The following is a 14995-nucleotide window of genomic DNA, read 5'->3' as shown; positions in this document are numbered from 1 at the left end:
CCACGCATCATAGATAGTTTTGCAGCTTAGATAGTTGCTGCAATGGCGTTCATTAACTACAGTAAAAATATCATTGTATTTTTTGCATCAGCATAAGTAGTCATTATGGATTTATCACAACTTGATTTTGTAGCCGTATTATTAGCTGCCATGTCTTCTTTTATGTTAGGAGGCGTTTGGTATTCACCTTGGTTGTTTCAACGAGCCTGGTTAGAAGGCTGTGGATTAACGGAGCTGGATTTAAAAGCAACAAATCCAAAATGGGTATTTGGTGGCGGTTTTGTTTTATCTTTATTTATCGCTTTTGGCTTATCACTGTTTTTAGGACCACATCCACATTTAGGGGTTGCAGTCGGTGTTGGCTTTGCTATTGGCGTATGTTGGGTCAGTAGCGCCTTGGGAATGAGTTACATTTATGAACAACGACCACTAAAGCTGTTTTTAATCAATAGCGGTTACCATATTTTACAGTTTACTTTAATGGGCTTAATCTTTGGACTTTGGCCATAAGCTGTTAATCTATTCGCGTGTTTGTAGTAAAAGTAACAAAATAATGGCAAAACCGAATAAAAAAGGCCCTACTAAAACGGTCGATATTTTTTGTAGTCAATGTAAAGCTCCCCTATTCAAATATCGTAAAGGCGGCAAAGGGGCATTGGTTAAATGTTTTATCGAACGGATCAGTCAAGATTTCACCACAATTCCTTGCGTATGCCCCAACTGCTCACGCCCTTTTGCTCGAGAAGCAATTATCCGAGGCGCACCCGCGTATAAAATGATCGGCGGCAAAGTTACGTTTAAATGAACTCGCTAAAGCGGACATTTATCCTGTGCGCTGTTGGCGAGGCTGCTAAACTTACCCGGTTTGCTGTTTCAATGATTGAAAACAACCCTCCCCATGGAATGGGCCAGTTTATTGGGTATTATTAAAAAGGATAGGGGACACCCGTGATTGCGCTTTTATTTGATATTGTTGGTATGACAGGTACGTTTTTAGTGGTTGGCGCGTTTTTTATGCTACAACTGGGTAAAGCTAAACCTACAGGGCTTTTATATAACATGATGAACTTATCTGGCGCTATTTTGTTGCTTATAAGTCTTTGTTATAACTTTAATTTAGCAAGTTTTGTGATTGAAATATTTTGGATCGCAGCCTCATTAATTGGTTTATATAAATACCTAAAAGCTAAGCAGATTTCAGCTGTAGCCTAAATTTATAAATTAATAGAGAAAAACTCTCACGCCGTCGCGTATTTGTATTAATATTGTAAATAGCACGTTACTTATGATGTGCTAACTCCAATGAAAAATATAGGTGTAAAGCGGCGTAATGATTTTAAAGCTAACAGCATGTCTTTTTTTATGTGTTAACACAGCCCCCTTACTGGCGAGCGACGCTGATGATTTATTTGCGCTTAGCTTTGAAGATTTGCTTGACGTTCATGTCGATATTGCCTCAAAAACCTTAGAAACTCTCGCTTCTGCCCCCTCAACTATCACTGTTTTTAATCGCAAAAAAATAGCCTTACTTGGGGTGAATAATGCGTTTGAATTGATGAATTTTGTTCCTGGTATGCAATCTACTCGTGGTGATTGGGTAGGCGCTGTACCAAAAGATCACGCAAGAGGTGTTTACCTTGATAGCGGCAATATCTTAGTGATGATCAATGGTGAACGTTTAAATGAGTCATCATTTGGCAAAGCGTCAGTTTATATGCCTTATATACCTGTAGAAGTTATTGATAAAGTTGAATTTATACGTGGCCCTGGCTCTGCTTTATATGGCAGTAATGCATTCTTAGGGGTGATGAATATAGTGACTAAAAGCCAAAATAATGAAATGTCGCTGGCTGTGGGTAATGTAGGTCAAACCAGCGCTGCATTCTCGGTTAGTCATCAAGTTAATCAGCAAACACATCTATTTGCTAATGGCGCGTATAACCAAAAAAGTGGTAAGCGTTATCCACAAGGGGTAAACGATCCACTGCAATCAGTTTACTTTGAAGCGGGTGTCGATATCAATAAACTGGCTGTGAGAGCGCGTTATAATCATGTTGAACTGAAAGAGTTTTTAAACCTTGGTGGTTATTCTGACAGTAATCAACATCGTAGTGAGAATACTTTCCTATCTGTAGGTTATGATTGGCTTGAAACTGATACACGTACTTTGGCTACAAAAATAGCGTATGCACATCATCAAATACAAAGTGCAGGATTAATCGCACCTGCAGCAACTTTACCTAACGCTAGTTATGATTTTTTTGTTGGTCCTGATTGGCATACAACGGATTTAACAGTCAGTGTAGAGGCCAGTCAGCAATTTAATAATGGTTGGTCAATCAACTCAGGCTTGCAATATAGCCGCGCAGAGCAACATAAAGCGGACTTACGTGTTAATTATTTTGATATTAACAGCGGTGAAATTATTGTTGAAGATCCGTTTTATCAAGGGGGGATTGTTACAATCAGTAATTATGCGCCATTTCAGAGTTTGCAATCGACTTTTGAAACCCGAAGTATTTATGGGCAAATCAAAGTGCCTTTTGCTGAGCAATTGACCTTATTTTTAGGGGCACGTTATGATGATGTTAAAGCGATAGACAGTAAATTATCGCCGCGCATTTCCGCAATCTACTCACCAACTCGCGCGCATACTTTTAAATTACAATACGGTGAATCGTTTCGCACTCCTGTGACGAATGAATTGTATTCAGATGATGATGTGACTAAGGGCAATCCAAACTTAAAGTCTGAATATGTTAAAACCACAGAGCTTGTTTGGCGCTACGAGGGACAAGATTGGCATATTAATTCGGTGCTTTTTTATAATCAACTTGTTGATTTTATTAATCTAGTGCCGAATTCAGCTGCCAATAATCAGTTTACCTTTGAAAACCAATTAGATGACATTAATCGTGGTGTTGAATTAGATAGCATGATCCACATTACTAGTGATTTATCAGTGGAAGCGACTTACAGCGAGTATTTTGATACGCCAATTAAGCCAACGTTTAAGCGCTTTGCTAGTGTGATTGCTAATTATCATCATCAGCAATGGGTGCTGAGCCTCAATAGTGTTTGGCGCGATGCCGTCAGTGGCCCGACAATGACAAGCGACTTTACTCAACCGGCTTACTTTTTGCTCGGCGGGGCTGTGAGTTGGCAATTTTCTGCACGCGGTGAAATTAGTTTTAAAGCCCATAATCTCTTAGATAAGCACTACCGTGTGTACGATCCAAGAGTTACAGATGGCACTGTTGCTGGTGTCGGCAGTGAATACTCGTTACACTATCAAATCAAATTTTAAGTTTTAGGGACGCTCAGGTGTGCCCTTTGGTTGATCATGCTGCGTTTTCCCCGAAAAATATTAATCGCTGTTGCCATTTTAATTAGTGTATTGTTGCTTAGTTTTTTATTTGGCCGACACTATGATTTAAGTCAAGCAAAGCAGCAAGCTGAACTCCAAGTGGGTCAATTGCGTAATTATCTTGATACCGAACTCTCTCGTTTTGCAACTATTCCTCATTTAGTTACTGATAACCAGTTACTCACTGCATTTCTCAGTGATACTGATCAGCCCGTGCAGCCTATTAATAATTACTTGGCTGATATCCAACAAGCCAGTGGTGCATCAGACGTCTATGTCCTTAATCGTGAAGGGGATGTTATTGCATCGAGCAATTGGCAACTTGATTACAGTTATATCGGTAATAACTTTGCATTTCGTCCGTATTTTTCTCAGGCATTGGCGGGTAACAAAATTGCCTATTTTGCTCTTGGTTTACGATCTAAAGAACGGGGTATTTATTTTTCTGAACCGATTTATCGCGATGGCCAAGTAATAGGTGTGGTCACCTTAAAAGTGAATGTATCTAAGTTTGAAACTGATCGACAATTACTGAATGCGTCCCACGCTAGCCATTTTTATTTAAGCTTAGACGATAATATTATTGCTATGTCCGATAGCCCCTCATGGCGACTCAATTCGTTGCATAGCCTCACAGCAGCAGACTATCAACACTTTACGACAAGCCGACGCTACCTAGAGTATGTACCAAAAGTTATCACTGCTGAGCACATTATTAGCCAAGGGATGCCCCTGTTATACGTTAATGATGCGAATAAACGCAGTAAATATATGCCTGCAAGTGCGCCGATTGAGCGACTTAATGCAAAAATAACTGTGCTTGTTGATATATCGTCGGTGAATATTAATCAACTAGGGCGATTGTTTTGGTTGAGTGTGATTTATGCTGGGGGGTTAATGCTTTTTTACAGTTTAATGGCACGTTTTGCCGGCTATAAAAAATTACTTTTTTCTCGTCATAGCCTTGAGCAAGAAGTTATAGAGCGCACCCATGCACTCGAAAAAGCACAAACAGCGCTGGTGCAAACAGCCAAATTGGCCACCATAGGTCAACTCAGCGCGGGTATTAATCATGAGATTAACCAACCCTTGAGTGCAATGAGTACGTATTTGGTTAGTGCTAAACGCTTGATTGCCAAAGGTGATATTGCAAAGGCAGCTGAAAATATTGTTATTGTGCAATCGTTGATCGAACGAGTACATAAAATTGTTGGACAATTAAAGCACTTTAGTAAACCGGCACAAACACAGTTAAGAGAGCAAAGCTTAAACCAGTTACTTAAAAATGCCATGGTGATCGCCTCCGCGCAATTAAAGCAGGATGATGTCAACGTTAACACCGCTGATATCGCTGACACTGTAAAAGTATGGGTTGATGGCATTAAATTTGAGCAAGTATTAGTGAATGTGATCACCAATGCCAGCCAAGCAATGGCTGACAGTACTGTGCGAGAGCTGAGTTTTGAGATAGAGCAGTTTGACGACCGCGTTAAGCTGTCTATTTTGGATACTGGGCCTGGTATCGAGTTACATGCGCTTGGGACTATTTTTGAGCCTTTTTATAGCACTAAATCGACTAATGGCCTTGGCTTAGGGCTATCTATTTCTAAGCAAATTATTAATTCATTTAATGGCTGTTTAAGTGCGCATAATCGCCCTGGCGGTGGTGCTCAATTCATTATTACCTTAGCAAGTACTAAAGGAGCGTTATGAATACGTTAGCAACTGATTGTAAACAGGTCATTGTTATTGATGACGAAGCGATGATCCGCGATTCACTTGACCAATTGCTGACACTCGAAGGCTATCAAGTACAGTGTTTTAGCGATCCAATGAGTGCTTTATCAAAACTTAATCGTCGTTTTAACGGGGTGGTGCTCAGTGATATTAATATGCCGAAAATGGATGGACTGGCTTTTTTAGAACAAGTTCAAGCATTTGATAGCGAATTACCGGTGATCTTTCTGACTGGATTTGCTGATGTATCGGTGGCCGTTAAAGCCATGCAATTAGGGGCTTACGACTTATTTGAAAAACCCCTTACAGAGCAGTTATTAGATTGTATTGCCAGAGCGTGTGATAAGCGTGCCTTGGTAATGGAAAATCGTGCTTTAAAACTAGCGGTAGAAAAAACGTCAGCCCCAGGTGTACGGATCTTAGGGGAAACCGTGCAAATGCAGCAAATGATGCACTTGCTCAATGCGGTGATCGACACTCCCGCAGATGTAATGATTGAAGGTGAAACTGGCACCGGTAAAGAGTTAGTTGCACGCTTTTTACACGACCAAAGCAGCCGTTCAAACTGTAATTTTGTGGCAATTAACTGTGGTGCCATACCAGAGCAACTGATTGAAAGTGAACTATTTGGTGCGGCCAGTGGCGCGTTTACAGGGGCAACACACAGTCGCCAAGGTAAGTTTGAGTTTGCTCAAGGTGGTACGGTGTTTTTAGATGAGATAGAAAGCACACCGGCATCATTACAAGTAAAGTTACTTCGCGTTTTAGAAGAGCGAAAAGTGACCCCCGTCGGCGCTAATACCGCCGTTGACTTAGACATACGTATCGTTGCGGCAACCAAAGTTGATTTATTATCCTTGGTCGAAAAAGGGGACTTCAGAGCTGACTTATATTATCGACTCAATTTAGTGAGGGTAAGTATTCCGGCATTGCGTGATAGGAAAGCTGATATTCCTTTATTATTCAAACATTTTAGCTCTATTGCCGCGACTCGTTTTCATAAACCTCCGGCTCCTCTAAGTAGCGATATATTACAGCGTTTACTTAGTTACCAGTGGCCAGGTAATGTCAGAGAGCTTAGAAACCAAGCTGAACGAGCGGTGCTGCTGGGTGCTGAATTAGCGTTCGCCAATACCGAAAATAATAATGGCAGTGAGTTATCGCCCGATCTGAGTTTGGCGGAAAAAGTGTGCTTTTATGAGCAATCTTTAATCGAAGAAGCCCTTGAGCGCCACCAAGGTAGTATTAAAGAAACTATGAATACCTTACAGATTGCCCGTAAAACCTTGTATGACAAAATGAGTAAATATGGCCTCAATCGTGACATGTTTATTGATTAACCAGAGCTTTGCTTAAGTGATTTACCTGCTCAGCTTAATTTGATGGGTGGAAACGGTGACACAGACGTTTTGATAGTGTGTGGGATCCCGCACACTTTATTGTAAGTATAATTTAATTTTAAATTTAACTATTTGAATATATTAAATTTTACTTTTTTATAAGCAGTTGGCAGTAAACTTGCCTTTATTAGCGGGAACAACAAATGATCCTAATAATAAGGGCACACAATGATAATAATAGACAAAAAGCTAACCCCTGTTTTTGTAGCAACGAGTTTTGCAGCAGCTTGCTTTGGACAAAGTGTTCATGCCGCAGAGTATGACATTTATGGTAAAGCAGAAGTGCAAATTGCTAATACTGACAACGGTGTAATGCGCTATGCTAAAAAAGGAACGCAAATCGATGCGCCTTTTTCACGCATTGGTGTGAAAGGGCAACATGTACTCACTGACTCGTTAAAAGCGGTATTTAAATACGAAGTGCAAGTAAAGGGCTTTGAGCACGATGATACCGATGAGCCATTTAGTGCCCGTAATACATATTTAGGTTTAGCGGGAAATTTTGGTGAAGTTGTAGTTGGTCGAAACGATACACGCTTTAAGTATTCAGAAGGTAAAGTTGATAACTTCAATGAAACTCAAGCCGATATTGCTCAATTACTACCGGGTCAAGATCGCCTTGGTGATACCATAACGTATAGTTCAAAATCATATGCGGGTGCTCAGCTATCACTTACCTATGCTTTGAAGGATGACAGTGCCAATAATGAAGCCGGTTATGCCGCTACGTTAATTTATGGTGACCGTGGTTTAAAAAATAAAAATTATTATGTGGCGATCAGCCATATTGATTCACTCAATAATATCAACGCCAGTCGCATCGTTGGCGCGTGGCAAAAAAATGATTTACAACTAGGTGCTATTTACCAGCACAGTGAGTCAGTAGATGGTACTAAATCAGGAAACGGCTATGTGTTGAGTGCCAGTTATACCATTGACAAATGGCAGCCAAAACTACAATTTGCCAGTGATGACTCAACTATTCGCCAAAGTACTAAGGGCAGCCAGTGGACTGCAGGTGTGGATTATTTATTTGATAAACAAACTACCGCGTACTTATTCTATACTGACTTAGATTTGCAACAGCAAACGGATAGTAGCTTAGCCCTTGGCTTAAAGTATAAATTTTAAAGGGGTTGAATATGAGCACACAAACTTTAGACGATAAACCTGAAAAAAATCCAATGATACAGATGTTGCTGCTGTTATTGGGCCCTGCGGTCATGCTACTTACGTGTTTGATCGATCCTCCTGCTGGCATGAGTACCGCTGCTCTTCGTACTTCAGGATTAGCATTTTGGATGGCATCATGGTGGGTGAGTGAAGTAGTTCCTATCCCAGCTACGGCGCTATTGCCGTTGGTATTTTCTCCGTTGGCTGACATTGCTGCGATAAAAAGTGTCGCTGCACCGTATGCGCACCCCTTAATATTTTTGTTTTTAGGTGGCTTTTTAATTTCCATTGCGATGGAACGTTGGGGCTTACACAAGCGCATTGCTTTACGTACTATGCTCTACGCGGGCTCAAAACCGAGTTTGCAGATATTAGCGATGATGTTAGTAACGGCATTCTTATCAATGTGGATGTCAAATACTGCAACAGCAGTGATGATGTTACCTATTGCTATGTCTATCACCCATTTAGTGCAAAAATCTAATCCAAATAATAATGGTTTTGGTAAAGCACTGTTACTTTCTATTGCTTATGGTGCCAGCATTGGCGGCATTGCAACATTAATTGGTACGCCACCGAATGCATTGATGGCCGCTTATTTATCAGATAGTTATAAAATTGAAATTGGTTTTGCGCAATGGATGATGGTGGGTGTGCCATTGTCACTGACTATGTTGATCATCTGTTGGTTGTGGCTGACCAAGTTTGCTTATAAAGTTGATAAAACAAATGAAAAATCTCAAAAAGTCGACACCAAGTCACTATTTAGCTCGCAGTTAAAAGGTCTTGGCACCATGCAACGCGCTGAGAAAGGGGTGTTATGTGTGTTTTTATTTGCAGCTGTGTGCTGGATATTTAGACCTCTGATCGCTGATTTTTCTGGTTTAAAAATATCGGATACCGGTATTGCCATTGCTGCAGCATTATTATTATTTGTTTTGCCTGCTAATAAAGGCAGTGATGAACGTATTCTTGACTGGCAAAGTGCGGCAGGAGTTCCTTGGGGAGTGTTATTGTTGTTTGGTGGTGGCTTAACCCTAGCGGCACAAATAAAGTCATCAGGTTTGGCTGAATACATAGCTCATATGATTGAAGGCGTCAGCGCCATTCCATTAGTATTGAGTGTATTAGTAATTGCAACCTTAATCACTTTCTTAACTGAGATCACCAGTAATACAGCAACCGCAGCTGGATTTTTACCACTACTTGGCCCTGTCGCTGAGTCAGTCACAGGTTCGCCATTGGTCTGGGTTATTCCTGCGGCTATAGCCTGTAGTTGTGCGTTTATGATGCCTGTAGCGACCCCGCCTAATGCCATTGTGTTTGGCTCTGGGCAAATTCAAATGCGGGATATGATCAAAGCCGGCTTTGCATTAAATATTGTTGCAATTGCGCTGATCACATTTGTCACTATGACCCTTGCTGCATCGGTATTTAATTTTTAAGTAATTCAAAGTTACCCAACCGGAGCGCTATTCGTTTGTTGATAGCGCTCTATATTGCCCCTGCTAAGAAACAAAGTTATAGTGGTTAAATCTTTATTTTGTTTATGAGTATGCTTTTGTCTGACACTGGCACTGTATGTAACCCTGAGCTAAAAGCGCAATTTGATGAAATGCAGCTGCATTTTGATGCCCAGCCATATTTAGCATTATCACAGCGGATCCGTTTATTAAAATCTTTAAAACGTGAACTGTTGGCATTAGAGGCTGAATTGGTAGCTGCAAGCTCGAAAGACTTTGGCTTTCGCACTGCTTTTGATACGATTTTGGGTGATATACTGCCTACGGTCAAAACGATCAGCCACACCATCAAGCATTTACCTAAATGGGCAAAAAATTCACCACGAAAAGCGGGTTTGAGCCTAGCGCCATCAAAAGTTGCTGTGAGCTATCAACCCAAAGGAGTGGTGGGAATAATTTCTCCATGGAATTACCCAATTCAATTATCAATCGTGCCGGTGATAACCGCAATTGCCGCAGGTAATCGGGTATTATTAAAGGTCAGTGAATTTACTCCGCACACCAATCAAGTAATCAAAAAACTATTTATCGGCGAGCTTAGCGAACATTGCGCAGTGATCGAAGGTGAAGCGCAATTAAGTCAACAGTTTAGCTGTTTGCCATTCGCACACTTATTTTTTACCGGCTCTACAGCTGTAGGGCGCCATGTTATGGCCGCTGCGAGTAAAAACCTTACCCCAGTAACTCTTGAGTTAGGTGGCAAATCGCCCGTTATCATTACCGCGCAAGCGGATATAGATAAGGCGGCTAAAGCTATTTTATTTGGTAAAATGACCAATGCAGGGCAAATTTGTGTTGCCCCCGATTATGTTTTAGTGCCGGAAAACTTACAGCATCAGTTAGTCAGAAGTCTCTGTAGCTTATATAAAAAACATTATAACTTAGGTGTCGAGGGGAAAAATTTAACCTCGGTTATTAATCACCACCATTTTCAGCGTTTAACCGATTTATTGGCAGATGCACAGCAACAGGGCGCACAGATAATTAAGCCGTTAGATGAAAACCAAAGCGACGAACATAAGCATCGTCTTGGTTTGCACATTGTGACTGATGTGAATGACAATATGAAGTTGATGCAAGAAGAACTGTTTGGACCAATTCTTGCGATTGTCAGTTATCAAGCTTTACCTCAGGCGATTGCATACATAAATCAACGTCCTCAGCCGTTAGCTTTGTACATAATGGGGCAAGATAAACAAATCAATGAAGGTATTCAACAGCAAACACAAAGTGGTACCTTCGCAATAAATGACACCTTAATGCAGGTGACTGCTGATGATGCGCCATTTGGTGGCTTAGGTCCTTCTGGGATGGGAAACTATCACGGTATAGAAGGCTTTTTAACTTTTAGCCATGCACGTAATACATTGAAAACGGGTGGTTTTAATCCTAAATTGGGATTGTTGCTGGCGCAAAATAAGATATTGATTAAAATACTTAAATGGTTGTACTTGCGGCCATAAATTGGCGTTAAGTACAATCCAATAGCGTTTTAACTGGCAGTTAAAACATCCGATCTTCGCCCGCATACAGCCCAGCTTGGATTTTTTCATACAATGCATCAGCTTTTTCTTTGGCTTCTGCAATTTGCGCAGGCATCAGCTTGCGCTCATCTAGCTTGCGACTGTGACTGGCATCTAAATTACCATTATACTCAGCAACAGTGTTCCAGATGTATGATTTTTCGATGTTTTTTTCGACTCCATGGCCTTCGAAATACATCAGCGCCATATTAAACTGTGCTAGCGTATAATTATTACCAGCGGCTTTTTCATACCATTTAATAGCTTCTTTATAATCTTGCGCAACGCCATCGCCGTTGGCGTACATCACACCCAAGTTAAACTGAGCAGCAGGTAAGTTTTTTGCCGCGGCTTGCTTAAAGAGTGAAACTGACATTTGTTTATCAAGTTTAACGCCTTTACCTTCTTGATAAAGTACAGCTAATGCAAACATTGAGTCGACGTGGTTCTTTTTAACGCCTTGCTGGTAAAGTTCAGCAGCTTTGTGATAGTCGCGCGTTACGCCGTGGCCACCTTCATATAGCTGCCCTAGCTCGTAAATTCCTGGTGCAAAGCCTTTTTCTGCAAGGTAGTTAAACTCTCTAAGTGCATCTTCAAATTGACCTTCATTGGCTGCGCGGATCCCTTCTTCAAGTCCCGCATGAGCAACACCACAGATGCTAAGTGCACCGACCATCAACAATATCTTAAACTTCGGCTGCCACATGACAATACCTCCAATTAGCGTGTTACTGTTTAATTTTAGTCTCAACAACCACAATTGCCCAGCTTCGCACTATAAATGATAAAACTTAGACATAAGATACAGATATTACAGAAAATTTAAAGGAATAAAAAAAGCCCCTGATGGGGCTTTTTGGGTCATATCAACCGTCACCGATATGAGCAATGTAGCAAGTGAGTGTGATCTTTTAATTATATTACTTGGGTCGAGTAAGTAATATGCTCGAAGCGTCACCATCTTCATCAACAACTTTGTACTAAAGGGGCCCAGCATCCTTACTGGTCGATCTTCCCTAGGGCACTGAGGTCGGTACGTTCAATTCTTACAAGAAGCGCAAACCTGTCGTGTTGGGCTGCTTGGTGTTGATGCGATCGATTATTACTTGTATTTGAGTGTGCGTCAATAGCTAAATGATAATTATTTCTATTTGTTCGGTTTTATTTTAATTCCCTCATTTACATAATGCGCTAAGTTGATTAACGTAGTGCTATAAATAATCGTAAGAAAAATAAAAAATGTCGATAAAAAACATGTGCTTGAATTATAAGTTCGCAGTAGTTGGTGTGTTGCTATTAGCTCTGACTGGGTGCTCAGCTACATTTACCTACAATAATATAGGCTGGTTATCGGCGTTTTGGATTGATGACTACGTTGATTTATCGAAGCAGCAAAGCAAACAAGCTAAAGACTTAATTAAGCAAAGTCGGGATTGGCATCGTAAGACGCAATTACCTTTGTATCGACAGGATCTGTTGGCATTACAAAAGCTACTTGATGAAGACCCTTCAGAGCAAGCATTATTAACGTATTTTCAAGGTTTTAAAACACATTGGCAATCGTTAGTTATGTATGTAAGAGACGATCTTATTGAACTTGCTATTGGTTTATCCACGGAGCAAAGAGAAGAATTTGTTGCTGCCATTGCAGAGGATATAACCACAGAAAGTGACGAGTATAATGAGCAAACCCCAACACAGCGTGAGCAAGATCGCCTTGAACGTCAGTTAGATACTTATAAACAGTGGCTTGGTAAACTGAGTGAACAACAAGTGTCTTTGATCACCCAAGCGAACAGCGAATTTCAAGCAACATTTTTATTAAGGCAAGCTTACAAGCAAACTCGGCTGGATAAACTCAAACAGGTATTTTTTGATAGCCAACTTAGCCGCGATCAGTTTATTAGCCAATTATCAGCTGTCATTACTGAGCGAGAGGTGTTTATGAGTGACCAATTAATTCGCTTAGATGCTGAAAATTCAAAGCGCTATGCGCGTTTACTTGTGAGTTTAAGAGCCACGTTGACAGCAAAACAGCGCCAACATGCTAATGCTGAGTTCTCCGATATGTTAGAAGATATAGAACAATTAATTAATGATGAATAGGCTGTTAGTTACTAAGATCTTAATTTTAAAAATTTTTTATAAAAATGAATATATCAAAAACAAATAGAGCTTGTACTCTTTCAATTAACCGTTAGACTGACTTTTTTTCGTTCGAATTAAAGTTAATCAATGGATATCGCAGCCTTAGATAGCGCTCAAGTATTACGTGAAAATTTACTGAAATGGATTTGTTTCTGTTTCGGAATTTTAGCGAGTGTTTTTACCTATTTTAATCTTTTTATTAATGACTTTTACTCATTAGGGATTTTAGAAGGGGTGTTTGCTATTTATTGTTTTTATACTTTTAACTATGCTCGGACACGAAAATTTCAGACTTGGCAGCCGTTATTATTGTGCCTTTGTATTATGCTATTAGTAACCTTAGGAACTTACCTAGCTGCGATGAGGAGCGGTTTGTTCATTTGGACCTTTACCTTACCCGTATTATTTTATTTATTATTAGGATGTAAACGCGGCTATTATCTATCGCTATTATTGGTGTGTATACAAACCGCTGTGTTTACTAGTAAAACCTCTTTAGCACCATTTTTAGACCTTAACCTGTACCTAAATATGAGCTTTAGCTATTTGAGCATTTGGGTCATTGCACATACTTTTGAAGCGAGTCGAGCACAATTTGCAGAACGATTAGAAAACCTTGCCTTGTTAGATCCGCTGACAAACACCGGCAACCGTTTAGCAATGAACCATTACTTTGAAGTTGAGCTGGTAGACAAAATTAATTTATTTATTATGGTGCTAGATCTCGATTACTTTAAAAAAGTAAATGATGAATTTGGTCATGATGTGGGCGATCAAGTTCTGGTCGAAATTGCCACTATATTAAGAGAAACACTTAACAAGGGGCGAGTTTTTCGTACTGGTGGCGAAGAGTTTGCGCTGTTCATTCCTGATTCGAATCAACAGGAGTCTTATCAAATTGCTGAAAATATCAGAGTCGGTTTGCAAAGTACGGCTATCAATGTTGGTGAGCGTGAAATAAGTTTAACAGCAAGTATCGGTTTAGCTGCTTATCGTGATGGCGATAGCCTAAAACAAGCGATTAAAGCAGCAGATGAGCAACTTTATTATGCAAAAAAACATGGTCGAAATAACGTTTATTCTGACTCGCAGCAATACTCAGCAAAACTAGAACAGGTTTCTTAACCTTGATACATGTGCTCGAAACCGGGAATGTTACTTTCCCAAAGTGGTGTTTCTTTACCTAAGTGATCACGTATCGCATCAAAAAATAACCGTGTTCTTACAGGTAAATCACGGTGTGGATATACCGCGTACATCGCACTGTATTCTTGTAATTTGATGTCTGTTAATAAGGGCACTAAACGTCCTTGTTTTATTTCATCATTAATAATAAATGCTGGCGCGAGCACATAGGTTGTTCCAGAAAGCGTTTTATCGAGCAGTACCTCGGCATCATTGGCTCTAAACACACTCTTAATTTTTTGCTCTTGCGGTAGACCATATTGATCTACATAACGAATACCCTCAACGCGCAACGAAGTGCTGGAATAACTGGCTGCGGGTAAATCAATTAAGTCCTCTATTTTACTTGGCAATCCATACGTTTGAATAAACTCAGGTGCGGCTAATATTAGTAATCTATTGCGCGCAATTTTACGTGCGATCAGTGATGAGTCTTTTGGCTCACCGACCCGAAAAGCAAGATCAAAGCCTTCAGATACCAGATCAACTAACTTATCATCGAGTCTTAGTTCAACTTCTACTTGCGGGAAGCGTTTTTGAAAATCATTAATCACAGGTTGTAGATAACGCCTGCCGATAATAGTTGATGAAGTGATTTTTAATACACCGCGTGGCTCTTGGTGATAATTCTCGGCTAAACGTACAGTTTCACCTAGTAGTTGCCTCAACTCACTGGCCTTTTTAATCATTTCGGCCCCTGCAGCTGTCAGTGAAAATGAGCGGGTGGTGCGGTTCAGTAAACGTACTCCTAAATCATCTTCGAGACGACTTATTTGTTTTGAGATCACTGAACGATCAATATTACGGGTTTCTGCTGCTTTAGCGAATGAGCCTCGCTCAACGACTTCTAACAACATCAATAAGCGACTTGTGGTATCCATTAATTACTCACCAATATTTAATTGATGCCATATTGGCATTAATGAATTTAAAAATCTA

The 14995-nt window shown here is 40.3% G+C and carries 13 protein-coding genes; 11 read left to right on the top strand and 2 right to left on the bottom strand.

The window, feature by feature from the left end:
* Window positions 1-105 precede the first annotated feature (105 nt).
* The 9 genes from H5187_RS05225 (at window position 106) to H5187_RS05185 (ending at window position 10663) form a co-directional block, all read left to right on the top strand.
* Window positions 106-510: a DUF1761 domain-containing protein gene (locus H5187_RS05225; protein ID WP_182797610.1), complete on the top strand. Its 405-nt coding sequence runs from the start codon at window positions 106-108 to the stop codon at window positions 508-510.
* Between the two features lie 43 nt (window positions 511-553).
* A complete protein-coding gene (locus H5187_RS05220) occupies window positions 554-805 on the top strand; it encodes a hypothetical protein (RefSeq protein WP_149980101.1) in 252 nt (83 codons plus the stop codon).
* A 143-nt stretch (window positions 806-948) separates the two neighbouring features.
* The gene (locus H5187_RS05215; protein ID WP_149980109.1) at window positions 949-1212 is read left to right on the top strand and encodes a CBU_0592 family membrane protein; all 264 of its coding nucleotides are present in this window, start codon (window positions 949-951) and stop codon (window positions 1210-1212) included.
* A 118-nt stretch (window positions 1213-1330) separates the two neighbouring features.
* Complete coding sequence (locus H5187_RS05210) at window positions 1331-3307, top strand: TonB-dependent receptor (protein ID WP_182718701.1); 1977 nt, start codon at window positions 1331-1333, stop codon at window positions 3305-3307.
* Window positions 3308-3343: 36 nt separating this feature from the next.
* Window positions 3344-5080 carry a cache domain-containing protein gene (locus H5187_RS05205; RefSeq protein WP_182718702.1) on the top strand — a complete coding sequence of 579 codons (1737 nt, stop codon included), beginning with the start codon at window positions 3344-3346 and terminating at the stop codon, window positions 5078-5080.
* Entirely contained in the window at window positions 5077-6444 is a 1368-nt protein-coding gene (locus tag H5187_RS05200; RefSeq protein WP_145236154.1) for a sigma-54 dependent transcriptional regulator, read from the top strand. Before H5187_RS05205 ends, H5187_RS05200 begins: the two co-directional genes overlap by 4 nt.
* 228 nt (window positions 6445-6672) lie before the next feature.
* The gene (locus H5187_RS05195) at window positions 6673-7635 is read left to right on the top strand and encodes a porin (RefSeq protein WP_145236151.1); all 963 of its coding nucleotides are present in this window, start codon (window positions 6673-6675) and stop codon (window positions 7633-7635) included.
* Between the two features lie 11 nt (window positions 7636-7646).
* On the top strand, window positions 7647-9122 hold the full coding sequence (locus H5187_RS05190; protein ID WP_182761813.1) for a DASS family sodium-coupled anion symporter: 1476 nt from the start codon (window positions 7647-7649) through the stop codon (window positions 9120-9122).
* A gap of 110 nt (window positions 9123-9232) precedes the next feature.
* The gene (locus tag H5187_RS05185) at window positions 9233-10663 is read left to right on the top strand and encodes a coniferyl aldehyde dehydrogenase (protein WP_259398280.1); all 1431 of its coding nucleotides are present in this window, start codon (window positions 9233-9235) and stop codon (window positions 10661-10663) included.
* 40 nt (window positions 10664-10703) lie between these two features.
* Here the strand turns inward: H5187_RS05185 and H5187_RS05180 are convergent, their stop codons facing one another.
* Window positions 10704-11429 carry a tetratricopeptide repeat protein gene (locus H5187_RS05180; RefSeq protein WP_145236141.1) on the bottom strand — a complete coding sequence of 242 codons (726 nt, stop codon included), beginning with the start codon at window positions 11427-11429 and terminating at the stop codon, window positions 10704-10706.
* 533 nt (window positions 11430-11962) lie between these two features.
* Here H5187_RS05180 and H5187_RS05175 point away from each other — a divergent pair.
* Both H5187_RS05175 and H5187_RS05170 read left to right on the top strand, forming a co-directional pair.
* Complete coding sequence (locus H5187_RS05175) at window positions 11963-12829, top strand: DUF6279 family lipoprotein (RefSeq protein ID WP_182718705.1); 867 nt, start codon at window positions 11963-11965, stop codon at window positions 12827-12829.
* Window positions 12830-12958: 129 nt separating this feature from the next.
* Window positions 12959-13996, top strand: a complete 1038-nt coding sequence (locus H5187_RS05170) for a GGDEF domain-containing protein (protein ID WP_182718706.1) — start codon at window positions 12959-12961, stop codon at window positions 13994-13996.
* On the opposite strand, the gene H5187_RS05165 is transcribed toward H5187_RS05170, so the two are convergent.
* Entirely contained in the window at window positions 13993-14937 is a 945-nt protein-coding gene (locus tag H5187_RS05165; protein ID WP_182718707.1) for a LysR family transcriptional regulator, read from the bottom strand. The two genes, H5187_RS05170 and H5187_RS05165, sit on opposite strands and share 4 nt — an antisense overlap.
* Window positions 14938-14995: the final 58 nt, after the last annotated feature.

Origin of the sequence: Pseudoalteromonas sp. SG44-1 (assembly GCF_014164315.1) — a bacterium.
GTDB classification, from domain to species: domain Bacteria; phylum Pseudomonadota; class Gammaproteobacteria; order Enterobacterales; family Alteromonadaceae; genus Pseudoalteromonas; species Pseudoalteromonas rhizosphaerae.
The sequence above is the reverse complement of the archived record's forward strand: the minus strand, read 5'-3'. Positions and strand labels throughout refer to the sequence as shown.

Coding starts and splice junctions, on each gene's coding strand:
- H5187_RS05225 (WP_182797610.1), top strand. CDS start 106: ATGGATTTATCACAACTTGATTTTGTAGCCGTATTATTAGCTGCCATG.
- H5187_RS05220 (WP_149980101.1), top strand. CDS start 554: ATGGCAAAACCGAATAAAAAAGGCCCTACTAAAACGGTCGATATTTTT.
- H5187_RS05210 (WP_182718701.1), top strand. CDS start 1,331: ATGATTTTAAAGCTAACAGCATGTCTTTTTTTATGTGTTAACACAGCC.
- H5187_RS05205 (WP_182718702.1), top strand. CDS start 3,344: ATGCTGCGTTTTCCCCGAAAAATATTAATCGCTGTTGCCATTTTAATT.
- H5187_RS05200 (WP_145236154.1), top strand. CDS start 5,077: ATGAATACGTTAGCAACTGATTGTAAACAGGTCATTGTTATTGATGAC.
- H5187_RS05195 (WP_145236151.1), top strand. CDS start 6,673: ATGATAATAATAGACAAAAAGCTAACCCCTGTTTTTGTAGCAACGAGT.
- H5187_RS05190 (WP_182761813.1), top strand. CDS start 7,647: ATGAGCACACAAACTTTAGACGATAAACCTGAAAAAAATCCAATGATA.
- H5187_RS05185 (WP_259398280.1), top strand. CDS start 9,233: ATGCTTTTGTCTGACACTGGCACTGTATGTAACCCTGAGCTAAAAGCG.
- H5187_RS05180 (WP_145236141.1), bottom strand. CDS start 11,429: ATGTGGCAGCCGAAGTTTAAGATATTGTTGATGGTCGGTGCACTTAGC.
- H5187_RS05175 (WP_182718705.1), top strand. CDS start 11,963: ATGTCGATAAAAAACATGTGCTTGAATTATAAGTTCGCAGTAGTTGGT.
- H5187_RS05170 (WP_182718706.1), top strand. CDS start 12,959: ATGGATATCGCAGCCTTAGATAGCGCTCAAGTATTACGTGAAAATTTA.
- H5187_RS05165 (WP_182718707.1), bottom strand. CDS start 14,937: ATGGATACCACAAGTCGCTTATTGATGTTGTTAGAAGTCGTTGAGCGA.